General features: G+C 64.7%; 20 protein-coding genes, 3 tRNA genes and 1 pseudogene. 13 read left to right on the top strand and 11 right to left on the bottom strand.

Annotated features, from left to right (window positions below; genetic code table 11):
• Positions 1-15 precede the first annotated feature (15 nt).
• The 4 genes from xdhB to AB4Y31_RS03880 form a co-directional block, all read right to left on the bottom strand.
• Entirely contained in the window at positions 16-2,487 is a 2,472-nt protein-coding gene (gene xdhB, locus AB4Y31_RS03865) for a xanthine dehydrogenase molybdopterin binding subunit (RefSeq protein ID WP_368672784.1), read from the bottom strand.
• Positions 2,484-4,037, bottom strand: coding sequence for a xanthine dehydrogenase small subunit (gene xdhA / locus AB4Y31_RS03870; RefSeq protein WP_368672785.1), 1,554 nt, complete (start codon positions 4,035-4,037; stop codon positions 2,484-2,486). The genes xdhB and xdhA overlap by 4 nt, the downstream gene beginning before the upstream one ends.
• A gap of 285 nt (positions 4,038-4,322) precedes the next feature.
• The gene (locus AB4Y31_RS03875; protein WP_368672786.1) at positions 4,323-4,844 is read right to left on the bottom strand and encodes a disulfide bond formation protein B; all 522 of its coding nucleotides are present in this window, start codon (positions 4,842-4,844) and stop codon (positions 4,323-4,325) included.
• A 148-nt stretch (positions 4,845-4,992) separates the two neighbouring features.
• Positions 4,993-6,420 carry an amidase gene (locus tag AB4Y31_RS03880; protein ID WP_368672787.1) on the bottom strand — a complete coding sequence of 476 codons (1,428 nt, stop codon included), beginning with the start codon at positions 6,418-6,420 and terminating at the stop codon, positions 4,993-4,995.
• Between the two features lie 307 nt (positions 6,421-6,727).
• Here AB4Y31_RS03880 and AB4Y31_RS03885 point away from each other — a divergent pair, with 307 nt between their 5' ends.
• From AB4Y31_RS03885 to AB4Y31_RS03900, 4 genes are all read left to right on the top strand, one after another.
• Positions 6,728-8,203: a gamma-glutamyl-gamma-aminobutyrate hydrolase family protein gene (locus tag AB4Y31_RS03885; RefSeq protein WP_368672788.1), complete on the top strand. Its 1,476-nt coding sequence runs from the start codon at positions 6,728-6,730 to the stop codon at positions 8,201-8,203.
• Positions 8,204-8,350: 147 nt separating this feature from the next.
• Positions 8,351-8,426, top strand: a tRNA-Gly gene (locus AB4Y31_RS03890).
• A gap of 78 nt (positions 8,427-8,504) precedes the next feature.
• Positions 8,505-8,580, top strand: a tRNA-Gly gene (locus AB4Y31_RS03895).
• A 115-nt stretch (positions 8,581-8,695) separates the two neighbouring features.
• Positions 8,696-8,769 (top strand) — tRNA-Cys (locus tag AB4Y31_RS03900).
• Positions 8,770-8,811: 42 nt separating this feature from the next.
• Here AB4Y31_RS03900 and AB4Y31_RS03905 read toward each other — a convergent pair.
• The gene (locus tag AB4Y31_RS03905; protein ID WP_107150817.1) at positions 8,812-9,204 is read right to left on the bottom strand and encodes a type II toxin-antitoxin system HicB family antitoxin; all 393 of its coding nucleotides are present in this window, start codon (positions 9,202-9,204) and stop codon (positions 8,812-8,814) included.
• Between the two features lie 19 nt (positions 9,205-9,223).
• Complete coding sequence (locus AB4Y31_RS03910; RefSeq protein WP_368672789.1) at positions 9,224-9,394, bottom strand: type II toxin-antitoxin system HicA family toxin; 171 nt, start codon at positions 9,392-9,394, stop codon at positions 9,224-9,226.
• Between the two features lie 43 nt (positions 9,395-9,437).
• Here AB4Y31_RS03910 and AB4Y31_RS03915 point away from each other — a divergent pair.
• A pseudogene (locus AB4Y31_RS03915) lies at positions 9,438-9,584 on the top strand (transcriptional regulator); the annotation flags it as partial.
• Here AB4Y31_RS03915 and AB4Y31_RS03920 read toward each other — a convergent pair.
• Positions 9,579-10,280 carry an HD domain-containing protein gene (locus AB4Y31_RS03920; RefSeq protein ID WP_368672790.1) on the bottom strand — a complete coding sequence of 234 codons (702 nt, stop codon included), beginning with the start codon at positions 10,278-10,280 and terminating at the stop codon, positions 9,579-9,581. The pseudogene AB4Y31_RS03915 and the gene AB4Y31_RS03920 sit on opposite strands and share 6 nt — an antisense overlap.
• A gap of 242 nt (positions 10,281-10,522) precedes the next feature.
• Here AB4Y31_RS03920 and AB4Y31_RS03925 point away from each other — a divergent pair, with 242 nt between their 5' ends.
• Both AB4Y31_RS03925 and AB4Y31_RS03930 read left to right on the top strand, forming a co-directional pair.
• Positions 10,523-11,545 carry a GlxA family transcriptional regulator gene (locus AB4Y31_RS03925; protein ID WP_368672791.1) on the top strand — a complete coding sequence of 341 codons (1,023 nt, stop codon included), beginning with the start codon at positions 10,523-10,525 and terminating at the stop codon, positions 11,543-11,545.
• Positions 11,546-11,687: 142 nt separating this feature from the next.
• Positions 11,688-12,173 carry a GNAT family N-acetyltransferase gene (locus AB4Y31_RS03930; protein WP_368672792.1) on the top strand — a complete coding sequence of 162 codons (486 nt, stop codon included), beginning with the start codon at positions 11,688-11,690 and terminating at the stop codon, positions 12,171-12,173.
• A gap of 73 nt (positions 12,174-12,246) precedes the next feature.
• On the opposite strand, the gene AB4Y31_RS03935 is transcribed toward AB4Y31_RS03930, so the two are convergent.
• The 3 genes from AB4Y31_RS03935 to AB4Y31_RS03945 all read right to left on the bottom strand — a co-directional run bounded on the left by AB4Y31_RS03935 (position 12,247) and on the right by AB4Y31_RS03945 (position 14,413).
• The gene (locus AB4Y31_RS03935; RefSeq protein ID WP_368672793.1) at positions 12,247-13,161 is read right to left on the bottom strand and encodes a cytochrome c oxidase assembly protein; all 915 of its coding nucleotides are present in this window, start codon (positions 13,159-13,161) and stop codon (positions 12,247-12,249) included.
• 18 nt (positions 13,162-13,179) lie between these two features.
• Complete coding sequence (locus tag AB4Y31_RS03940; RefSeq protein ID WP_368672794.1) at positions 13,180-13,653, bottom strand: copper chaperone PCu(A)C; 474 nt, start codon at positions 13,651-13,653, stop codon at positions 13,180-13,182.
• Between the two features lie 67 nt (positions 13,654-13,720).
• Positions 13,721-14,413, bottom strand: coding sequence for an SCO family protein (locus AB4Y31_RS03945; RefSeq protein ID WP_368672795.1), 693 nt, complete (start codon positions 14,411-14,413; stop codon positions 13,721-13,723).
• A gap of 331 nt (positions 14,414-14,744) precedes the next feature.
• Between AB4Y31_RS03945 and otsB the strand changes: the two genes are divergently transcribed.
• Both otsB and otsA read left to right on the top strand, forming a co-directional pair.
• Complete coding sequence (gene otsB, locus AB4Y31_RS03950; RefSeq protein WP_368672796.1) at positions 14,745-15,497, top strand: trehalose-phosphatase; 753 nt, start codon at positions 14,745-14,747, stop codon at positions 15,495-15,497.
• Complete coding sequence (otsA, locus tag AB4Y31_RS03955) at positions 15,494-16,933, top strand: alpha,alpha-trehalose-phosphate synthase (UDP-forming) (RefSeq protein WP_368672797.1); 1,440 nt, start codon at positions 15,494-15,496, stop codon at positions 16,931-16,933. The genes otsB and otsA overlap by 4 nt, the downstream gene beginning before the upstream one ends.
• Before the next feature lie 42 nt (positions 16,934-16,975).
• On the opposite strand, the gene AB4Y31_RS03960 is transcribed toward otsA, so the two are convergent.
• On the bottom strand, positions 16,976-18,844 hold the full coding sequence (locus AB4Y31_RS03960; RefSeq protein WP_368672798.1) for an ABC transporter ATP-binding protein: 1,869 nt from the start codon (positions 18,842-18,844) through the stop codon (positions 16,976-16,978).
• A 745-nt stretch (positions 18,845-19,589) separates the two neighbouring features.
• Between AB4Y31_RS03960 and AB4Y31_RS03965 the strand changes: the two genes are divergently transcribed.
• From AB4Y31_RS03965 to AB4Y31_RS03980, 4 genes are all read left to right on the top strand, one after another.
• Positions 19,590-20,654 carry a glycosyltransferase family 4 protein gene (locus AB4Y31_RS03965; RefSeq protein WP_368672799.1) on the top strand — a complete coding sequence of 355 codons (1,065 nt, stop codon included), beginning with the start codon at positions 19,590-19,592 and terminating at the stop codon, positions 20,652-20,654.
• A 206-nt stretch (positions 20,655-20,860) separates the two neighbouring features.
• A complete protein-coding gene (locus tag AB4Y31_RS03970; RefSeq protein WP_368672800.1) occupies positions 20,861-21,811 on the top strand; it encodes a hypothetical protein in 951 nt (316 codons plus the stop codon).
• A gap of 97 nt (positions 21,812-21,908) precedes the next feature.
• Entirely contained in the window at positions 21,909-22,277 is a 369-nt protein-coding gene (locus AB4Y31_RS03975; protein WP_368672801.1) for a DUF488 domain-containing protein, read from the top strand.
• A gap of 48 nt (positions 22,278-22,325) precedes the next feature.
• A complete protein-coding gene (locus AB4Y31_RS03980) occupies positions 22,326-22,931 on the top strand; it encodes a uracil-DNA glycosylase family protein (RefSeq protein WP_368672802.1) in 606 nt (201 codons plus the stop codon).
• Positions 22,932-23,108 lie beyond the last annotated feature (177 nt).

The raw sequence follows: 23,108 nt of genomic DNA on the forward strand, positions 1-23,108 counted from the left end.
GATCCTGATCTCTCGTCAGTCGGCGCCGAGCACATCGCCCGGTACGGCTTCGCTTGCATCGTTGGAGGAATCGGCAGTGGCTGTCGTCGCTGTGCCGTTTGCGGTCACTGCGTCACCGGCTCGCGATGCTTCCAGGGCAGCGATGGCATCGAGAATCGCTTCGGGCGTCGCGGGCGCCCTGAGCGGCGGCGCGGCCTGCGCATCCGGCACGGCGGCGGACACGGCATCGCGCAGCGCGAGGAAGACCGAGAATGCGAGCAGCAGCGGCGGCTCGCCGACAGCCTTCGAGCGGAACACGGTCGGCTCGGCGTTTTCGTTGCGATAGAGCGCCGTATGAAAATCGGCGGGCACGTCGCTCACGGCAGGAATCTTGTAGGTCGACGGCGCATGCGTCATGAGGCGACCCTCATGATTCCACCAGAGCTCTTCGGTCGTGAGCCATCCCATGCCTTGAACGAAGCCGCCTTCGATCTGGCCGATATCGATGGCCGGATTGATCGAGCGGCCGACGTCGTGCAGCAAATCGGCGCGCAAGAGCTTCCATTCGCCCGTCAGCGTATCGACGACGACCTCGGAGACGGCGGCGCCATAGGCAAAATAGTAAAACGGGTGACCCGTCAGCGTCTTCGAATCCCAATGCACTTTCGGCGTTGCGTAGAAGCCGTCGGACCAGAGCTGCACGCGAGAGAGATAGGCTTCGTTGACGAGTTGCGCGAACGGCATCGACGCCCCGCCTGCCTCGACCGTGGCGTTTTCGAAGCGCACCTCGGCGGGCTCACCGCCGAGGATTTTCGCGGCCAGCTCGGCGAGCCGCTCGCGAATCGTGCGAGCGGCGGCCTCGGCCGCCTTGCCGTTCAGGTCACTGCCGGTCGAGGCGGCCGTCGCCGAGGTATTCGCAACCTTCGACGTGTCGGTCGCGCTCACGCGCACCTGAGTCAGTGGCAGCCCGAGCTCGCCGGCGACGACCTGCGCGACTTTCGTATTGACACCCTGACCCATCTCCGTTCCGCCGTGATTGACCAGCACGGAGCCGTCGCGATAAACGTGCACGAGCGCGCCGGCCTGATTGAGGAACGGCACGTTGAACGAAATACCGAACTTGACCGGCGTCATCGCGATTCCGCGCATGAGCACAGGGCTTCGTCGATTGAACTCGCCAAGCGCGGCGCGTCGCTGGCGATAGTCGCTCGACTCGAGCAGCTGAGCGGTGAGCGGGGCGAGCACGTTGTCCTCCACGCGCTGACCATACGGCGTCAGGTCGCGCTCGCCGATACCGTAGTAGTTCGCCATTCTCACGTCGAGCGGATCGCGGCCGAGTTCGCGCGCGACAGCATCGAGCATGACTTCCATGACGAGCGCGCCCTGCGGTCCGCCAAAGCCGCGAAACGCCGTATTCGACTGCGTGTTCGTCTTGCAGCAAAGCGCGACGATGTCGACGTCGGCGAGGTAGTAGGCGTTATCAAAATGACAGACCGCGCGCGTGGCGACGGCGCCCGACAAGTCGGCCGAGTAGCCCGCGCGCAAGGCGATTTCGACACGCGTGCCGAGAATGCGTCCGTCATCGTCGAAGCCGACTTCATAGCGGTAGACCGCGTCATGGCGCTTGCCGGTGATCATGAAATCGTCGTCGCGATCGGGGCGCAGCTTGACCGGGCGCCTGAGCCGATCGGCGGCGAGCGCCGCGATGCAGGCGAATACCGCCGATTGCGATTCCTTGCCGCCGAAGCCGCCGCCCATGCGTCGGCATTCGCAAACGATGTTATGCGCGGGCCGGCCGAGCATATGCGCGACGACCTGCTGCATTTCGCTCGGATGCTGAGTCGAGCTGTAGACGAGCATGCCGGCGTTTTCCTTCGGGATCGCATAGGCGATCTGCCCTTCGAGATAGAACTGCTCTTGTCCGCCCACCTCGAACTCACCTTGCAGGCGATGGGCCGCGGCTGCGATCTTCGCGGCCGGCTCGCCGCGCGTCAGATGAAGCGGCGGCAGCACGTACTGCCTACGCTCGCGTGCGGCGGCGACCGTCAGTACGGCTTCGAGCGGCTCGTAGCGCACGACGTCGTCGCTTTTCGCAAGCGCGGCCGCGCGGCGAGCGAGCTCGCGGCTCGTCGCGATCACCGCGAAGACGGGCTGGCCGAGGTAGAAGACCGTGTCCTCGGCGAGGATCGGATCGTCGTGCAAGACCGGGCCGCAGTTGTTCTCGCCGGGTATGTCGGCCGCCGTCAATACCTCGACCACACCGGGCGCGGCTCGGACTGCCGAAAGGTCGAGCGATGCGATGCGCGCGTGCGCATACCTCGAGAGGCCGAGCGCGACATGAAGCGTGCCGGCGAGTTCGGGCAGATCGTCGGTGTAGGCGGCCTCGCCGCTCACGTGCAACTCGGCCGATTCGTGCGGCAGCGGCACGCCGATCGCGATGTCCGCGTGCGTTGCAGCGCCGGCGCGCGCGCCCGCGCTGCTTGTCGATGCATGGATTCGCGCAGTCATTGCAAGTCCCTCCCGGCAGCCTGCTCCGCAAGATCGGCCTCGTCCCCGCCGAAAGCGAATGCGTCGACTTGCGCGAGCGCGAGCGGCGATGCTTCGCGCGTTTCAAGGTAAAAGCGCCACAGCAGATTGCGCGCGACCTTCGTCCGATAACCGCTCGACGCACGCATGTCGGTGAGCGGCACGTAATCGCTGGCGAGCGCCTCCATTGCGCGATGGGCGCATTCAGCGTCCCACTGAGCGCCCGCGAGCGCGGTTTCGGCGCGGCTCGCGCGTTGGGGCGTCGCTGCCATGCCGCCGAAGGCGACGCGCGCCGAGACGATCGAGCCGTCTTCGATCTCGAGCGCGAACGCGCCGCAAACGGCCGAGATGTCCTGATCGTAGCGCTTGGAGACTTTGTAGGTGCGAAAGCGCAAGCGCGGTCCCGGGCGCGGCACGCGCAGCGCCGCGACGAATTCGCCCGGCTCCAGCGCTGTTTTCTGATAGCCCAGATAGAACGCTTCGAGCGGCAGCGTGCGCGTTGCGTCGCCGCGGCGCAAGACGACCTCGGCGCCGAGCGCGATCAATGCCGGCATCGAATCGCCGATCGGCGAGCCGTTCGCGATGTTGCCGCCGAGCGTGCCCGCATTTCGGATCGGCAGCGACGCGAAGCGCTTCGCGAGCTCGGCGAGCTCCGGGTAATCGCCGACGAGTTCGGCGTAGGCGTCTTCGAGCGTCGCGGCGGCGCCGATGGTCAGCGTCGTGGCGTCGCGCTCGATGGTTTTCAGTTCGGCCACATTGCCGATGTAAAGCACGTCGCCCAGTTCACGCATCTGCTTCGTCACCCAAAGGCCGACGTCCGTGCTGCCCGCGAGCACGCGTGCGTGCGGGTGCTCGGCGCGCAACCGGGCGAAGCCGTCGAGCGACACCGGTGCCCGAAACACCGGGTGGCCAAACTCAGCGCCGCGCACGTCGGGGCCCGCGTACTCGAACGTATCGGCGCGGCGAATCTTGCGCAACGCGTCGGCGACCGCATGACGATCGAGCGTCGGGCGAGGGTAGTGCTCCTCGTCGAACATCGCTTGCGCGGCATCGACGATCGGCCGGTAGCCCGTGCAGCGGCAGAGATTGCCCGATAGCGCCGTCGCGATTTCTTCGCGCGTCGGCAATCCGGCCGCGCGCGGATGATTCTCGTAGAGCGCCCACATCGACATCGTGAATCCCGGCGTGCAAAAACCGCATTGCGACCCATGGCAGTCGACGAGCGCGCGTTGCACGGGATGCAGCGAACCCTCGGGGCCCCGCAGATCCTCGACCGTGAAGAGCGCGCGGCCATCGAGCGTGGGCAGGAATTGAATGCATGCGTTGACGGCTTTCAACACGAGCTCGCCATGCGAGTCGAGCTCTCCGGTCACGACCGTGCAGGCACCGCAATCGCCCTCGGCACAGCCTTCCTTCGTGCCGGTGCAGCGCACGTTTTCACGCAGGTGTTGAAGCACGGTCTGGGTGGGCGGGACGCCGTGCACTTCGCGGATGGCTCCGCGGTAATAAAAACGGATGGGATGCGTCGTCATGGCCGAATCCTTGGTGATATGGATCAGGCGCGCGTTACGCTTCGCGCCGGCCGAGGACCGGTTTCGCGCACGTGGATCGCCATCCGTGAAGAAGATAGCACTGCAAATTGCCGAGCGGATCGCCCGGCGCTGATGCGGGCTATCAGCTCACCGATAAGTACGACGCCCCGCGCGCGAGGAAGTTGCGAGCAGCCGCATCGGCCGAACCCGAGCAACAGGCCATGCCAGAAAAGGCCGCGCTCGAAGCGCGGAGGTCATATCCGGCGAAATCTCAGCGAAATCAGGTCAGATCGCTTTCAACCGTCGACGGCGCGCGCGCCGGCCCCAGAGGCTTGCGACGACGGGCACGAAGGTCAGGCCGAAAGCAATGAGCGCCCAGCCGGGCAGCAGGATCCCGAAAATCGGCGGGTAGACGGTTTCGCAAAGGCCGGCGACCTTGAAGACGCTCGGGAGCCAATGCGCGGGCGGCAGGCCGTCGACGACGGGCTGCAGTGCATCGAATCCGCAACTGAAGCCGGGATGAAGCTGGATGTAGAGATGGCGGGCGGCCGTGCCGATGCCAGCCGCGGCGATGATGGCGATCAGCGTCTCGAAGAAGGCGATGCCGCGCCAGCCGCCGAATGCTGCGCCGGCGAACGCAAAGATGGCAACGAAAATGAAGAAATAGCGCTGGATGATGCAAAGTGGGCAAGGGTCCTCACCTTTTGCGTACTGCAGGTACAGCGCGCCGCCGACGAGGCCCAGGCAGACGATGCCCAGCAGGACGAGCAGGCGGCGCTCGCGGCGTTGCGAAAGCAAATCGTTCATGAAGCGAAAGCTCCTTTTTCGACGATGCGTAGACGGGCGAGGCCGTTTCCGTTTCGTCAGGTCATTGGCAAAAAACCTGCAGCCTACCGCGTCCGTGCCGAGTTCGCTCGAGCGTTCGACGTTTATTCGAAGCGGCGGGGCTACGGAACTATCGGATCGACGCCAAGACGCGTTCGACGGCGAGAGCAACGCCGAACAGTGCCTCGTCGCCGTGCGGCGCGCTGGCCAGCATCAGCCCGACGGGGGCGTCACCGCGCGGATGGCAGGGCAGCGAGATCGCGCAGGCGTCGAGCATGTTGAACACGCTCGGATTGCGCAGCACGAGCGCGTTGATGCGGGCGTACTCGCTGTCGCTGCGATCGCAATCGGCAAGGCGCGGGGGCACGATCGGCACAGTCGGCGCTACGATCGCATCGAAATGTTGCCACAGCGTTTCATGCGCTGCCTCGATGAGTTCCGCGCGTTCCGCGAGCAGGTCGATGTAGTCGCTCGCGCTCGCCGTCTCGGCTTTCAGGATTCGCGACAGCACGCGGGGATCGTATTCGTCGCGGTGAGCGGCAATGAGCGGGCGATGCCAGGCGCAGGCCTCGATCGCGGAGAGGGCATAGCGGCCGGCGCCGGGTAGCCGCTCGAGCGGGGCGAAGCGCACGTCGGACAGGATCGCGCCGGCCGCTTCGAGATGCTTGAGCGCCGCATCGAGCGCGGAGGCGACGGGCGCTTCGACGTCGTCCGTCACATAATGCGTCAGCACGCCGAGGCGCAAACCTTCGATCTGGCGCGCGGCCGGTACGCGCGGCTCGAGGCCGGCGAGGATCCTGTCGACGAGCGCGCAACAGGCGGCCGAAACGCCGATCGGTCCGAACGAATCGAGCGTCTTCGAGAGCGGCACGGCGCCTTCTCGAGGAATGCGGCTCGCGGTTGGCTTGAAGCCTGTCAGGCCCGTGAACGCCGCGGGAATCCGGATCGAGCCGCCCGTATCGGTCGCGAGCGCCACGGCCGCCATTCCGTCGGCAACCGAGGCCGCGGCGCCGGACGAGGATCCGCCCGCGATCCGCTCGTCCCCCGAGGGAACGTCCACTTCCTCAGGGAGCCCCCGAGAGGGGGCGTCCCCGGCGGTGCCGCGACCGTACGGGGAAAGCGGGGTGCCGTAATGCGGGTTGAGCCCGAGCCCGGAGAAAGCAAACTCCGTCATGTTGGTTCTTCCGACGATGACGGCGCCCGCGCGCCGCAACCGCGCCACGACGGGCGCATCGGCGCTGGCCGGCGGCGCGCCGGCCAGCGCGCGGGAGCCGGCGCGGGTCACTTGACCGGCTATATCGAAGAGGTCCTTGACCGACACGGGTATGCCGGCGAGCGGGGACAGAACGGTGCCCGCCGCGCGCAGCCGATCGTGCGCATCGGCCGCGGCGCGGGCGGCGGCGGCATCGACTTGCAGGAAGACGGTCGAGCCTTGGCCCGCCGGATCGGCGATACGTTCGAGCGCGGTTTCGACGAGGGCGCGGCTCGTCGTCGCACCCGAGGCCAGATCGGCCGCGAGGCGCGCGAGCGGCGGAAAGGGGACGAAATGGGAGGTCATGGGTATCGTCGTTCGTTCAGTATTTGGCCGAAGAATGCACATCGGCGCGCTTTTTACTGCCGTTAGTCGGCCTGCGGACATTCGTCTTTCGCGGGCCCGACCGGCACCGTTTTTGCCAGCCCGGCTGCCCGCATTGTAGCTGCGAGCAATCGAGCCCGTATGGGGCCGATCGTGGCGAAGGGCGGGGCGCGATACACCTCGAAATCTCATCAGCCTGTCCGCTCCGCATTGCGGGGGCTTTGTGCGGTGGCGGATAATAGGGGTTCTTAGATCGCCAATTGCGTGCGACGCGCGCCTGCCCATCGTCATGAGCGAAAACACGCCACCGAACGTCCCACGTCCCAGCCCGGACACCTCCTCTCCTTCCAGCAGTTCCCCCGAAACTTCGCAGTCTTCCGCGCGTCCTGGCCCGGCCTTGCCGCCTGCGGGTGCTGACGCCGGTGCCGCGGCTCAGGCTTCGTCGGCGTCGCCGCCTTCGCCGTCTTCGCCGTCTTCATCGAGGCACACCGTCCGTGCATCGACCGATACGGTCGCGAGCGACCCTCCCGTCGGCGCGGGCGCGGATTCCGTCGCCGCTGGGGCGATGCGCGGCTCTTCGCCGGCGGATTCCGCGACCGCCGAAGCGGCCGAGCGTGCGTCGAGCGATACGCTCGAGAGCGCATCGGCGGTGGAGCCCGCATCGAGCCCGCCATCGCACGCTGCCGAAGCGGCGGAGGCACGCGTGACGGCGGCGCGCGAGACGGCAGAACAAGAAGCGGCTGCGGAGCAGAGCGCCGAACTGCAACTGCAGCAGGAACGGGAGGCCGCCGCCGCGCGCGGCGCACCGCCTCCTGGCTTCGGCTCGCAACCCGATTTCGACACACCGCGCCCGCCGCCGCCGGGCGCGGTTCCCCCGCCCGAGAAGCCCGCCTATTTGAAGCAAAGCGATTCGCCGTGGAGCGTGTTCGGCCGCACGATGGTGGCGCGGGCGCGGCGCCTGTTCGATCGTGCGGGACAGCGAATCACGCAGCGCACGCTGCGCATCGGCGTTTCCGCGCGGATCTTTCACCCCGAGCCAGGGGCTGTGGGGCTGCGCGGCAAAACGCTGCAGTATCTCGAGGAATCGGTTGCGCACTGGGTGATGTCGCGCGACGTGATGGTGTTCATGATTCCGACGGTCGGCCATCAGGGGATGCTCCATCCGAGCAATATCCGCTTGCGCGATTATGCGAAGCATCTCGACGGCTTGCTGCTGCAAGGCGGCGCCGACGTTTCGCCGCAAACGTACGCTGGAACGGAGGCTAGCGCCGAGTGGCCCGGCGATCGTGTGCGCGACATGTACGAGCTCGAGCTGCTCTATGAGTTCATCGAATCGGGCAAGCCGGTGCTCGGGATCTGCCGCGGGTGCCAATTGATCAACGTCGCGTTCGGCGGCACGCTCTATCAGGACATTGCGACCGAAGTGCCGACGGCCGGCGTTCATGTCAACGAGCGCTACGACCAACACCGGCATGCCGTGCGCTTTCCGCAGGGCTCGACGCTGGTGAACATGTTTCCGGGGCGTCACGAGGCGCTCGTGAACTCGATCCACCATCAAGCCGTCAAGACACTCGGACGCGACCTGAACGTGGAGGCCGTGTCGTCGGAGGACGGGCTCATCGAAGCCGTCCGGTACCGGCGTGCTCCGTTTGTCATGGGCGTGCAGTGGCATCCCGAGTTCCATCGCGCGGGCGGCCCTGAATTGCTCGACTGCACGCCGCTGCTCGATTCGTTCTTGCGCGCTTCGCGTGAGACGCGATTCTGATTCTAAGTCGCTGATGCGCGCGGTCGAGACGGTCCTCAGCCGCCTGGACGAAACGGGGCCTCAACGAAGGTATTGACACGATTCAGTGGCTTATACATAATCTCGTTTCTTCGGCGCGCTTGTTTATGTCGGCGCTGTCGAGCCGATGCGGGAATAGCTCAGTTGGTAGAGCGCAACCTTGCCAAGGTTGAGGTCGCGAGTTCGAGACTCGTTTCCCGCTCCAGGTTTTTTGGCATGACGATCTCGCGGTGGTGTATGGCGATGAGCGTTGTGCGAGCAAGTTGGTGAACGCAAGTTCGAAGCGGGAGTAGCTCAGTTGGTAGAGCGCAACCTTGCCAAGGTTGAGGTCGCGAGTTCGAGACTCGTCTCCCGCTCCAGGTATAGGGGAAGCTTGGCTTCCCTTTTTGTTTGGCGGCCAGTGCCGGCGCCAATCGAGAAAATCGACGAATCGCTGCGCGGCATGCCGCGGCAACGATCGGATGACCCGCTTACGGCGCGATAGCAAAGCGGTTATGCAGCGGCCTGCAAAGCCGTGTAGGCCGGTTCGACTCCGGCTCGCGCCTCCATATAAAGCCCTGACTTGTCAGGGCTTTTTCTTTTCCGCGGGACTAAGCGTTTGCCATTTCGTGTTCGGCAGCGAGCGCCAAGAATGCCGAGCGCGACAGCTTACGTGCACGAGCCACTGCGTCGATCTGCTGAACAAGGCGTTCCGGCAAGCTGATGTTCAATCGAACGGCCTTCGAGTTGATCTTCGTCAGGTCGATATCAAAGAGCATCCAGACACCTCCCTCGTATTGAGGATCAGCAGCGAGTTGTTCGAGCGGAGTGGGCTCGGGAATGGGCTCATCTTCGCCTTCGAAGTGCGCCTCGACAGCTTCTTGGACCGCGCGCGGCAGATCCTCCCAGTCGTCGGCTGCAGAATAGCAGCCCGGGAAATCGGGAAATGTGACGCCGTGCGCATGCTTAGCATCGCCGACATGCACGTAAAGTGGGTAGAGCATTTCGCGCTCCTTCTACGAGTTACGAGTTTTTCAAGCCAGCCTGCTTGAGTATGCTGCGCACCGTGCCGATCAGAAGATCTTTTTTCGGATGCGGCACCGTCACCTTGCCCTGCTTCGATGGGTGCTTGAACTGGTGATGCGAACCAACTGTGTTCACCAGGAACCAGCCGTCGGCCTTCAGGAGCTTCATGAGGTGTGCGCTGTTCGTTTGTGTAATTGTACACAACAGTTCTAACGAAATCATCAGGCACGGCCGCGCCATTACGGCCATTACGGCCGATACGGCCGTGCGGTTGGGCGCCTTCTTTGGCGTTGCTCCGCAAAGCTGGATGCACCTTCAGACGCACTACGACACGGAGATGGCGCACGGGCGGTCATGACCCCGTGCCGTCCTGGTCGTGACATCCGCACGCAACCCCATGCGCATGCTCGTGCCGATCATCCCACGCGGAGCCGAGAATGATCTCGCAGAAGTTGAGGCGCTTGTAGGTCGGATTGCGCAGCGCGAGCACGTCGGCTTTCACGTTTCCGAACGTGGTCTCCGGCTTCTTGACCGTGCCGCGCGTGAACGCGTCGATGATGTCGTTCTTGAATGTCTCGACGCGCGGATGCGCGGCAACCACCTGAGTGCGCTGCGCTTCCGTGAACGCGTCGTATGCGAGTCCGAGCACATCCATTTCGACGCCTGCCGTCACTAAAGCGACAACGGGCTTCATGTGCTTCGGGATGCCAGGCGTCGTATGCAAGGCAATGGAAGTCCATACCTGCTCGATGTCGTATTCGCTCACGCCGTATTGCTTGAGAAAGTCCCGCGCCGCGTTCGCGCCATCGACTTCGAACCGTTCGGTCGCGCTGCTATAGGCCTCGACCAGTCCCACGTCATGGAACATCGCTCCGATATAAAGCAGCTCTGGATCATATTTGAGACCTTCGCGTTCGCCCGTCAACGCGCCGAATAGAAAGACGCGCCGCGAGTGGTGATAGAGCAAGTCGGGCTCCGTATCGCGAACGAATTCGGTGGCCGCGCGGGCCATGGCGCTATCGGGGATCTTGATGCCTGCGATCGTCGTGCTCACGGTTAGGACTCCTTGAGGATGCCGGAGCGCTCGTGGCTTTTTGCGCATTTTGATATGCTGCTTGGCCAAGCGTCCGTAGGTTGTCGGTGAAATCGAGTATTGGCGAAGCACAGCCGAGCGGCAACGCAAGACAACCATCGAACCCTGCCAAGCGCACGACGATTGCTGCCATCGGGCAGCATTGCCCGATGCAGCCTTCGAGCGTAAAAGGAACGCCCGTTTCGACGAGAAAGGCAACGAGAATGAAGTCCGTAGCGGTCGCCATATTCCCAGGCGTACAAGCGCTCGATGTCGCCGGCCCAATCGATGTCTTTTCCGAGGCCAACCGCTTTCTCGCGCCGGCCGATCGTTACCAGGTGACGCTCGTCGCTGCGACGCAGGATGCGCTACGCGCGTCGAACGGCATGACGCTCGTGCCCGATGCGACGTTCGAAGCGACGTTCGATGATATGTCGAGCGGAACGCTGAAGGACGCATCGACCCGCCGCCCGGGGCCTTTCGACCTCGCACTGGTGGCGGGCGGGCCGGCGCTGCCCGACGGGCCACCCGATCCGCCGCTATCGGAGTGGCTCAACACAGTGGCGTCGCAGTGCGAGCGCTACGGCTCGATTTGCACTGGGGCATTTGCATTGGGGCACGCCGGGCTGCTCGACGACCGTCAAGTCACGACTCACTGGCAGCACGCTCGAGAGCTCGCTCAACGATTTCCGCGCGCGCGAGTCGACTTCGACAGCATCTATCTCCGTGATGAGCGACTCGTCACGTCAGCCGGTGTCACGGCCGGCATCGATCTCTCACTCGCGCTCGTCGCCGAGGACCACGGCGCGAGGACGGCGCTCGCGGTCGCGAAACGTCTTGTCGTGTTCGCCCAGCGACAAGGCGGGCAATCGCAATTCAGCCCTTATCTGACGGCGCCCGCCGATGAGACTTCACCGATCGCCAAGGTCCAGGCTCATGTGATGGCGCACATTCACGATAAGTTCACGGTGCGTCAGCTCGCAGCGGTCGCCGGCATGAGCGAGCGGAACTTCGCACGCGTTTTCGTGCAGGAAACCAAGCTCACGCCGCATGAGTTCATCGAACGCGCGCGCCTCGATGCGGCGCGGCAGTTGCTCGAGGGCGGCGACGCGCCGCTCAAGGTGGTTGCGTGGGAGAGCGGGTTCGGGATCGCGGACCGCATGCGGGCCGTGTTTGCAAAGCAGCTCGGGGTCACGCCGCTGCAATATCGTGAGCGGTTTCGGCGCAAGCCTTCGATTGAGCGCTGATGCTGGCGATCGGCATGCGCGTCGACACCTTCGCGTCAAGCCACGGCTCGCGCGTCACGGGTCGCATCACCAAAGGTGGCGTTTGTCGTAGCGCGGCGGGATGCGGGATAATCGCGACTTGCCCTCACTTTGCTCTTGATTCATGAACGACCGTCCAACAAGCCGCCTGAACGAAATCGAATGGCGGTGGAAGCCGTTTTCCGAACTAAGCGGCGCCGACGTCTACGAGATGCTGGAGGCGCGCAGCAAGGTCTTCGTCGTCGAGCAGAACTGCGTTTATGGCGATATCGACGGGATCGACAAAGACGCATGGCATCTTTTCGCTTTCATGCCGATTGAAGGCCAGTCGACGCTTGCGGGCTATCTGCGCGTTCTGCTACCCGACGAGACGCACCCTGATGTCCGTATCGGCCGCGTGCTGACCACGGCGGAGTTTCGCGGCATCGGGCTCGGCAACGCAATGCTCGAGCAGGCGCTGAAGCATATCGCGTCGCAATGGCCGAACGCGGCGATCAGCCTTCATGCGCAAGCTCATCTGCAGCCGTTTTATGGCGCATTCGGCTTTCGACCGACATCCGATATTCACGACGAGGACGGTATTCCTCACGTCTGGATGCGCTCGGCCTGACGCGTGCCCGCTCAAACGTCGCTCGCATCGCGCGTGCGTGCCAACGAGACCGACGTGAACTGGCTGCGCCAACTCAAAGCCGACTCGCCTCACCGCCTTCCGTGCGATTCGGCGAACTCACCGGCAGCTCCCGAGGGGCCGGTTGTGGGCGCTGACCGAGCGATGCACGCTCCTCACGCAATCGCGCACGGGCCGAAAGCCGCATCCAATGGCGCAGCGCGACCAAGGCGCCGATGACGCTCATCATCGAACCCGGGATCCAGATCAACAGTCCGCCGATTTGTTGATCGCGAATCGGGCTGATCCAGGTGAACGCACGGCCGCATATCGAGTAAATGGGATATAGCTCGCGCGGCGTGAAGAAGATCAGCGCACCCAGCACGATCTGCGGCGGGATCGCTGCGATGACCATCATGATGCGTCGGCCCGGAGCGAGCCGCGCCGGCGGGGCGGGGCGCGGGTCGAGCACCAGCCACCAGAAGAGCAGGCCGTCGATCGCCATGCTCCAGTTCATGACGCGATAAAGCCGCCAATCGAGCATCGCCTTGAAGTGGATCGGCGAGAGTAGCCAGAAATAGATGAGCCCGACGAACAGCACGACGGCGACGACGGGATGAAAGATCACGTCGAACGCGATGCGCATCGGCTTCGTCCGCGTGGCCCGCTTGAGAAAGCGTTGTCGCCAGTTGAACGGAATGCCGGCCCTGAGCGCGGCACCCGGGTACGACCAGGCGATGAAGAACGGACCAAGGTGGTGCAGCACGAGATGCTGCAGGCGATGCATGAAGAACTCGTGCTCGAAGTAATAATCGAGCCGGGTGTGCAGCACGACGTAGAGCGCCACGAGCCCAAACCAGAATGAGGCCTGCCGCAGCGGCGATACGCGCGCATGCCGCACGCCGCGAACGAAGAGGATCGCGGCGCCGACAATCGCGATGACGACGGTGGGCGACGGCTCCCAAGGTTCGAGCCAGACGAGCAGATCCATCTCTATCGCCCGATCGGCTTACTGGGCCGCGCCAGGGCTCTTGACTTTGAACGGCGTCTCGAGCTCGGTGCCGTCGGAGAACTGCAGCTTGAGCCGGACGGTATCGCCCGGGGCGACCTTGTGACGTGCTTGCTCGAGCATGAAGTGATAGCCGCCCGGTGCGATCTTGAGCGCTCCGTGTGCGGGTACCGTTGCCTTGTCGACCATTTGCATTTGCGAGGTCGATCCGTTGGACACGGTTTCGTGCAGCATGACGCTGCCGTAGTCAGGGCTCGAGGCGGCGGTGAGGTCGACGGGTTTGTCGCCGGGATTCGTGATCGTCACGTAGCCGGCGGCAGGCAGGTTGTTCGGTAGCCAGCGCACCCAGCCGTTCTCCGCGGTCAGGCGCGAAGCGCCAGCCGCATGCGCGGCCGCCGCGAAAACGAGCGTGATGGCGCAGCCGGCGGCCGCGAGTACGGTACGGTGAGCGATCGCTTGCGGTTTCATCGTCATTTTGATCGGGCAGGAGCACGGTCCTTAGGCTGGTGGAAAACGAATTCCTCGGCAATGGTCTTGAGAATCACGATGTTGTCGTATCGATGACGCGGCGTAGATCGTGCGCAATCGCGTCCGGCGTATCGCTGCTTGTCGCTAGGAGTCGAGCGCGGCCTTGGGCGTCGAAGATGTAGACAGCCGAGCTGTGCGTCACCTCGTAATTGCCATTTGGATCGCGCTTTTCCATCTGATAGGCCACGCGATAGCGGCGCGCCAGGGATTCAATCTGCCGATCGGTGCCCGTCAGGCCCCGTGCATGCTTGGCGTCGAATGCGTCGACGTACGCGTGCAGGGCCTGCGGCGTATCGCGCGCCGGATCGACGGAGATGAACAGAATCCGCACATGCTGTGCCTCGTTGTCGCCGAGCTTGGCGAGCACCTGCATCAGGCGCGCCATCGTCTCCGGGCATACGTCGGGGCAATGCGTGTAGCCGAAATAGACGAGCGTCGTCTCGCCTTTGAAGGTGGATGCGTCCACCGGCTTGCCGTCGTCGTCCGTCAGCGAGAACTTCAGGTCAGGCAGGTGGCCCGTCACGTTGGTCAATTGCCACGGTGGGCCGCTCGGCGAACAGCCGGCAGCGAGCGCCGCGCAGGCGAGCGCGGCGGCAAGGCGCTTGGCAGAGCGGATCGCGATGCCTGGCGAGCCAAGCGGCGAGGTGGCGGAAGAAAGAACGTACGGTTTGCCTGACGGCGAACGCACTCGAAGACGTAGCGACATCCGTATCTCGAAGAGGGGCAGCGGCGCCCGTAGGTCGTCTCCTCAGGAGGCGGCGAGCGTGGCGTTTCGCTTCGGCCGCGGCAAGCTCGGCGTCCTGGCACGGCGGCAGCGACTATAGCGCAAAAGCGGCCGCGCCGCAGGCGAGCGCACGGTTTAGGCCCTAAGGAGAGACAATTTGACGCAGAAAAAGTGCAAGATAGCTGTTCGTCCGCACCTTGCCGCCGCCCGGCCGCCGTTCCTCGAAATCGGCCGCAATGCGCGGTAAGATGCGCAAACCTTACCGGCTCGAACGGCGGCGGACGCCGAGTGAGCCGTTACACGAAGAACGCTGATGCAATCGTTACCGGCTTTTTTGTCTCCGAGCGAGACTGCATTTTTCTTCGATTTCGACGGCACGCTCGTCGAGATCGCGCCGACGCCCGACGGCGTGCTCGTACCGCCTGCGATGGTCGAATCGCTCGCCGAATTGCGGCGCTTGTCCAAGGGGGCGGTGGCCGTGGTCTCGGGGCGCGGCCTCGATAGCATCGACGCTTTTCTCGGCATGACCGATTTGCCCGCGGCCGGGCTGCATGGCGCCGAGCGGCGCGACGCGAACGGCGACGTCGTCCGTCTCGGCTTCGACGACGACCGGCTGCTGCGCATGGAGCGCGAGCTGGCCGACGTCATCAAGGCCAACCCGGGCACGCTGCTCGAAATCAAGGGGGCCTCGCTGGCGCTCCACTATCGCAATGCGCCGCTCGTCGAGCCCATCGCTCGAGAGGCGACGAAACGCCTCGTCGAGCGGCATGCCGACGCGTTCGTGCTGCAGCCGGGCAAGATGGTCTATGAGATCAAGCCGAAGAACGTCGACAAAGGCCGCGCGATCGCGGCGTTTCTCGACGAGCCTCCATTTGCCGGACGCATGCCGGTTTTCGCGGGCGACGATCTCACGGACGAGAAGGGCTTCGCCGTCGTCAATGCGCGGGGCGGTCTGTCGATCAAGGTCGGCGCGGGCGAAACGGCCGCGCGGGCGCGGATCGAGTCTGTCGGCGCTTTCCACGCATGGCTCGCGTCATTGGTCGCAACCGCAAAAAAACATACATGAGCCGCCTGATAATCGTTTCGAACCGCGTCGCGCCGATTTCCGAAGGCGGCCCGGCCGCGGGCGGTCTTGCGGTGGGCGTCTACGACGCGCTGAAGGAAACCGGTGGCATGTGGTTCGGTTGGAGCGGCGATGTGCTTTCGTCGGGCCAGCCGCATATGCAGGTGGTCGAGCGCGGCCCGGTGACGTTCGCCACCATCGGCCTCGTGCGCCGTGACTACGACCAGTACTATCGCGGTTTTTCGAACGCCACGCTTTGGCCAGCGTTTCACTATCGGCCCGACCTGGTCCAGTACGATCGTCATGACTTCGAGGGGTACTGCCGCGTGAACGCCTGGCTCGCGCAGCAGCTCGTGCCGCTTCTGCAGGCCGATGACGTCATCTGGGTCCATGACTATCACTTGATCCCGTTCGCCGAGGCATTGCGGGCGGCCGGCGTGAAGAATCGGATCGGCTTCTTTCTTCACATCCCTTTCCCCGCCGCGCAAGTGCTGCTGTCGGTGCCGCCGCATCGCGAGCTCGTCAAGGCGCTTTGCTCGTTCGATCTGCTCGGTTTTCAGACGCAGCGCGATCTGCGCGCGTTCAGCGAGTACATCCTCAGCGAAGCGGGCGGCGAAGTCGAGCCCAGCCTCGCGCCCGCGCCAACAACGGTGCGCGCGTTCGGCCGATCCCTGCGCGCGGCCGCCTATCCGATCGGTGTTTATCCCGACGAAATCGCGCAACTGGCGAAAGCGGGCACGCGCGGCAAGCCGGTACGGACGATGAAGGCGACGCTGCACGACCGCAAGCTCATCATGAGCGTGGACCGGCTCGACTACTCGAAGGGGCTCGTCGAGCGCTTTCGCGCGTTCGAGCGCCTGCTCGACCGCTCGCCCGCCTGCCGGAACCAAGTGTCGTTCGTGCAGATCGCCCCGCCCACGCGGGCCGACATGCACGCCTATCAGGACATTCGGTTGAGACTCGAAGCGGAGTCAGGACGGATCAACGGTCGGTTCGCCGAGCTCGACTGGACGCCGATCCGCTACATCCATCGCCAGTACGAGCGCTCCGTGCTGGCCGCGCTGTTCCGCCAGTCGCATGTCGGCTATGTGACTCCGCTGCGCGACGGAATGAATCTGGTCGCGAAGGAATATGTATCGGCGCAGGATCCGGACGACCCTGGCGTGCTCGTGCTGTCTTGCTTCGCCGGTGCGGCGGAGGAGCTGTCGGGCGCGCTGATCGTCAATCCGATCGATATCGACGGCATGGCCGACGCGCTCGGGGAGGCGCTCGCCATGCCGCTCGCGGAGCGCCGCGCGCGCTATCGCGACATGATCGCGCAACTGCGCGAGAACAACGTCTCGGTGTGGCGCGACAATTTCATGCGGGATCTGCGCGCCGCCGGCGAAAAGCGGCGGACGGTCAAGACCAGGTCGACACGCGGCGCGATTGCCGCGTGACGCCGTAGGTCACTGCGAAACGAACGACGGGTCCGACTGCGCTCAGGCGACCCGTTCGTCGACCTTGTGCCCGCCCGGATGCGGCAGCGCGCTCTTGCCGTGCTGCTTTGCCAGCAGATCACGGTAGATCCCGGGACGGTTGCGAAGCGCCTCGGGCGTGCCGTCGTCGATGACTTTGCCGGCGCTCATGACGATGATGCGATCGAAGTTCTGCAGTGTGGAAAGCCGGTGCGCGATCGCAATGACGGTGCGGCCTACCATCAACCTGTCGAGCGCCTGCTGGATCGCCTCTTCCGAGGCGCTGTCGAGCGCGGAGGTCGCCTCGTCGAGCAGCAGGATCGGTGCGTTCTTCAGGATCGCCCGGGCGATGGCGATCCGTTGCCGCTGGCCGCCCGAAAGCTTGACGCCGCGATCGCCGACGATCGTGTCGAATCCCTCGGGCATTGCCTCGATGAAGTCCGTGCAACGCGCTTCGCGCGCGGCGGCATAGACTTCGTCGCGGCTCGCCTCAGGCCGGCCGTAGGCGATGTTCTCGTAGACGGTGCGGTGAAAGAGGGCGATGTCTTGCGGCACCAGCGCGATGGTATGACGCAGGCTGTCTTGCGTGACCGAGCCGATATCCTGGCCGTCGATCTTGATCGAGCCGCCCTGCGCGTCATAAAAGCGCTGCAGCAGCGCAAGCACGGTCGATTTGCCGGCGCCGGACTTGCCGACGAGCCCGACGCGTTGACCGGCCTCGATCTGCAAGTCGAAGTGATCGAGAATCGGGCGCCGCCGCGGATAGGCGAACGTGACCTTCTCGAACTCGACGCGCCCGCCCTTGGCCATGAGTTCCGTGGCGTTCTCGCGATCAGGCATGCCGTGCGGTTCGAGCAGCGTCTTGACCGCCTCGGCGAGCCGCGCGACGTGCTGCGTCACGTCGACGAGCGCCACGGCGAGATCGCGCGTGCCGTGCAGGATCGTAAAGCCGAGCGAGCTGACGAGCACGATGTCGCCCGAAGTCGCCCGTCCCTGGTTCCAGAGCCAGAGCGCCCAGCCGAGCAGCCCGGCCGACAGCAGCGCGGTGATGGCGGCGTGCAGAAGACGCAGCCGCTCGAGGTAGAGCAGACTTTGCTGGCGCGCGTCCATTTCCGCCTTGACCGTCGCGCCGAACCGGCGTTGCTCGCGAAAGGTCATGCCGAACGCGCGCACGAGGCTCATGTTGCTGATGACATCGACGAGCTCGCCGTCGACGGCCGCCGCTTTCGACGCAAAGTTCTGGTGTTTCGAGGAGCCTCGACCGGCGAGCCGGTACAGCACGAGGGCCAGTATTGCCGAGCACAACAGCAGGCAACCGGCCATGACAGGGTTGACGGTGATCGTCATGACGATCGCGCCGATCACGGCGATGCATGGCGGCAGGACGTTCCATGCCATCGTGTTCTCGGACGTGTAGACCGCATTCGACGTCGCCGTGATGCGGCTCGCGAGCGTACCGGGCTGGCGTTCGGCGAAGTAGGTCGGCGCGTGGCCGCTCAGGTATTGGAAGAGGTCGCGGCGCAGATCGCCCGTGACGTTGACGAACGCATGCGCGGCGACCCAGCCGCCGACGCGCCAGAGCAAATTGTCGGCGGCGATCAGGCCGACGAGGATGGCGAAGGCGGCCCAGAGCGGCCCAGGATGGTTGCGCCCCATGCCGAGCACGTCGATGAGGTGCTTGATGGCGTATTGCGACGCGAGCGCGCAGCCGACCGCCGCGAACACGCTCGCGAGCACGATGGTGTGCGCGACCGGGTGGCGTCGGATGTAGCTCAGCAAAAAGGCGAGCGGCCGGTTCGCGTAGCTCGAAAGCTTGGCGTTGCGGGCGTTACGCTCGGCGACGGTCAGGTGTTCCAAGGGTTCGTGCGGTGAACGCAAAACAGAATGAGTCATGAAAAAGGATAGTCTGCGGATCGCGCACCGCGAGCCAATATCGAGATAGTTTGGCAGCCGCCATTGTAAACGTCCGCGTAATCCTGCCTAGCTTCACGGGTTGCATTGCAATGGGCGTTGGATGCAAACAACGGGCCTTGGCGGCGCCCGCGCCGCGCTGAGCCGGCCGCTAAGCGCGGTATGCGGTTCTAACCGAGAAACCGGCGCAATGTGGAAACGGGTTCGGGTTACAATAGCAAATTCGTCTGAACGCCCACGGGCGTTGGCGCGCGGAGCGTTCCCAGGGAGCGCGATCGCCGGTTCGGCCAACGACGCGCTTTCGATCGGCTCTGCCGGTAACAGTGGTGCGGTGAACACACAGAGCAAGAACGAGTGGTAACAGCGAGCCAGTCTAGGCGAGCCGCGCAATAACGAGATCGACAGAGTGTTACTCGCTTGTAACAACGTAAATTTTCTGAAAGGCTGTACGCCGCAGCATCGCGGGGGACCGATAATCGCCTCCGGGTTTGCCCTTAGACCTCTCTGCCGGGGCGGTCAACGAATGTTCCGGAAATGCGTTTACGAGAGCACTGCGACCAATGCAGAGAAAGGGTGTTCCGAATGAAGCGAACCACCGCGGAGCTTTTCGGGAAAGACGCGCAAGGCGGTCACCACCTTCGGGCCTGGTTCTTGCGCTTTGGCGGGCGATTCGCTTTTCTAAAACAGTAGTCCTCTTTGCCTGAATTTTTATTAGGAGTTCATCACTATGCGGATCGCTCAAATCGCTCCTTTGCATGAGGCGGTTCCACCGAAACTTTACGGCGGGACGGAACGCGTGGTGTCGTACTTGACCGAAGCCCTGGTCGAACTCGGGCACGATGTGACGCTGTTTGCGAGCGGCGATTCCAAGACGTCGGCCAAGCTGGAGGCGTTCTGGCCTCAAGCGCTGCGACTCGATCCGTCGATTCGCGACACGATGGCGCCGCACATGCTGCTCCTCGAAGAAGTGCGCCGCCGCGCGGACGAGTTCGACATTCTGCATTTCCATATCGATTACTACCCGTTCTCGCTGTTCTCGCGCCAGCCCACGCCGCATCTGACGACGCTGCACGGCCGGCTCGATCTGCCCGAGCTGCAGCCGATCTTCAACACGTTCAACGAAGTGCCGGTCGTCTCGATCTCGGATAACCAGCGCACGCCGCTGCCGCAGGCCAACTTCCTGACGACGGTCCACCACGGGCTGCCGGAAAACCTGCTGACGCCGCGTACCGACGTCAAGCCGAGCTATCTTGCCTTCCTCGGCCGGATTTCGCCCGAGAAGCGCGTGGACACGGCCATCCGGATCGCCGAGAAAGCCGGCATGCCGATCAAGATCGCGGCAAAGCTCGACAAGGCCGATCGCGCTTACTATGAGGAGCAGATCAAGCCGCTGTTTGCCTTGCCGCACGTCGAGTACATCGGCGAAATCAGCGAATCGGAGAAGGCCGAGTTCCTCGGCGGCGCCCACGCCCTGCTGTTCCCGATCGATTGGCCGGAGCCGTTTGGCCTCGTCATGATCGAATCGATGGCCTGCGGCACGCCCGTCATCGCGTTCAAGCGCGGCTCGGTGCCCGAAGTCATTGAAAACGGCGTGTCGGGATTCGTCGTCGAGGACGAGCTTTCGGCGGTCGCGGCCGTCAATCGGCTGCACACGCTGCCGCGTGAAACGGTCCGCAACGCATTCGAAGCGCGCTTCACGTCGAAGGTGATGGCGAAGAACTACCTGGCCGCTTACGAGAACCTGCTGCACCGCAAGCGCCGCGCCGTACTGCGCGAAGTCGCCGCCGGCTAAGCACGCGCCGCCCGCCGACTGGCGGGCTGCGAGTGGCGAGCCGCATCGAAACGCCCCGTCTGCCTGCACGGCAGTCGGGGCGTTTCGATTTGCCGGTGTCGAAAACCGCATACCGATCGCCGCATCGAGTCACACGAACTCCATATAATGGCAGGCTGACGCGGCCGCGTACGACACGGCAGCGCGTCGATATCCAGGAGCACGACTTGACGAGAGCCCAACCCACGCCAGAGGCGCCGGCACCCGGCGCCGGCACGATGTTCGCGTTGCGCGCGATCGGTCTCGTGCTTCTCGCGCGCTGGCTCTACTCGATGTCGGAGATGGGCTACGGTGCGTCTTTCTCGGCGATGACTTCGTCACCGTGGGCGTCGATCAATGCCGTCCTGATCTTTCTGTTGATGGTGTTGCCCGGCGCGCAGGCGCGCGCCGACCGCCCGTTCCATCCGTTGCCGCAATGGCTGCGCCAGGCACTGCGGTTCTTCGCTTTTCTCGGGCTGCTCTTCGCGCTCTGGTCGATCGGCGTTTTCGTCTGGGCCGCCGGAGGCCGCCGCACCGTTCATGCGATCGCCGAGACGAATGGATGGCTCGTCGTCGCGCCGGCGCTTTATGCGGCGGTCTTATGGATTTGTCGCCCGCGCGCGCTTTGGCGCACGAACATCGCCGCACGGCGCTTCGCGATCGGACGCTACGCGGTTGCACTGGATCCGGCGACGCGCACGGTCGTCGTTTGGGTCGAGAGCCGCAAGCTGGGACAGTATGATGCGCGCGAGCTGTCGGTGAATTGGCCCGCGGCGGAGGCGCTCGAGCGCGAGGCTTTGATGCCGCAAGCGGCCGGGCATCCGGGCGCGCAGGTGTCGGCGCCCGACGTCGACTCATCGCGTTCGGTCGCGGCGTCGCCGGAGCCCGTCGATTCGCCGCGTTCCGCCAGCGCCGCGTCGCCGCGGCCCGGCGTCGGTCCGCGTGGGCCCGGCGCGGCGGCGCACGGCCCGCGCACGACCGGGCGGGCACGTCGTTCGCGCGTCGAGCTATTATGGGATTCGCCTGCCGCCGCCGGCCATAATCGGGAAACCGTGTTCCGCGTTGCGCTGACGACGGAGGGCGATCGTGCCGCCGCCCGGGCGCTGGACGCGACGCTGCGGCGGGGAAGTCATCTTTAGGAGGGCGCTCTGAGGGGAGTACCGTTGGGGACTCCCCAAGAAGCACTCCCGACGAGTGCGTCCCGGGGGAAGCTCTGCGGACGCTCGACTTGTTGCCATGAAAAAGTTGCAAATCGGTCTTGCGCGGGCCTACGACCCTCCGGGGGACGACCAGGGAGCCCGCTATCTCGTCGATCGCGTCTGGCCGCGCGGTGTGACCAAGGAAGCGTTGCACATCGAGCAATGGCTGCGCGACGTCGGCCCCACCACGGCGTTGCGTCGCTGGTTCGGCCACGATCCCGAACGCTGGAATGAGTTCACCCAACGCTATCGGGCCGAGCTCGACGCCAACGCCGAGGCTTGGCAACCGCTCGCCGATGCCGCGAAACATGGCCGGATTACGCTCGTCTACGGCGCGCGTGATCCGGAGCACAACCAGGCCGTCGTGCTGCGAGATTACCTCTTCGAGAAGCTCTCGGCGCGCTGACCTTCGCCTCGTCGAGCCGTTTTCGTTTTCCCCATCTCACCTCATTTGATGTCCGATCCCGATTCATCGCAATTGTCCTCGTTGCTGTTCGAAATTCGCGCCTGCCGCGCGTGCGAACCGCATCTACCGTTGGGTCCGCGCCCCGTGCTGCAGGCGGGACGGTCCGCGCGCGTCCTCGTGGTGGGGCAGGCACCGGGTGCGCGCGTCCATGAGACGGGCATACCTTGGGACGACCGCAGCGGCGAGAGGCTGCGTGAATGGATGGGCATAGGCCCGGAGATCTTCTACGACGAAGAACGCATCGCCCTTCTGCCGATGGGCTATTGCTACCCAGGGCGCGGAAAGTCGGGCGATCTGCCGCCGCGTCCCGAATGCGCCCAGCGCTGGCTTCAGCGGGTACTGGCCGAATTGCCCCGGATCGAACTGACGCTGCTCGTCGGCGCCTATGCGCAGCGTCATTTTCTTGCGGGCGAGCGGCGCGCGACGCTGACCGAAACGGTCTCGGCCTGGCGGGACTATGGCGAGAAGCGCATGCCGATGCCGCATCCGTCCGGCCGCAACCAGGGCTGGTTCAAGCATCATCCTTGGTTCGAGCGCGAGTTGTTGCCGGTTTTGCGCTCACGCGTCGCCACGGTGCTCCGTCTGGCGCGCTGAAAACAAACAGCTCCCGCTCACCGAATGTCAGCAGCGCGCCATTAGCCGCATCGGCCGACCAATCGATGCGGTGAATGCGGGCGCGGACTCGCTCCCGAAATAAACGACGAAACGTCGAGTCGCGATGCGGCGCGCCCGTTCGCGCGGGACTATCATTGCAGCCCTGATGCGCCGTTT

The sequence above is a fragment of the Trinickia sp. EG282A genome (genome assembly GCF_040965455.1).
In the GTDB taxonomy this organism is placed as follows: Bacteria; Pseudomonadota; Gammaproteobacteria; order Burkholderiales; family Burkholderiaceae; genus Trinickia; species Trinickia symbiotica.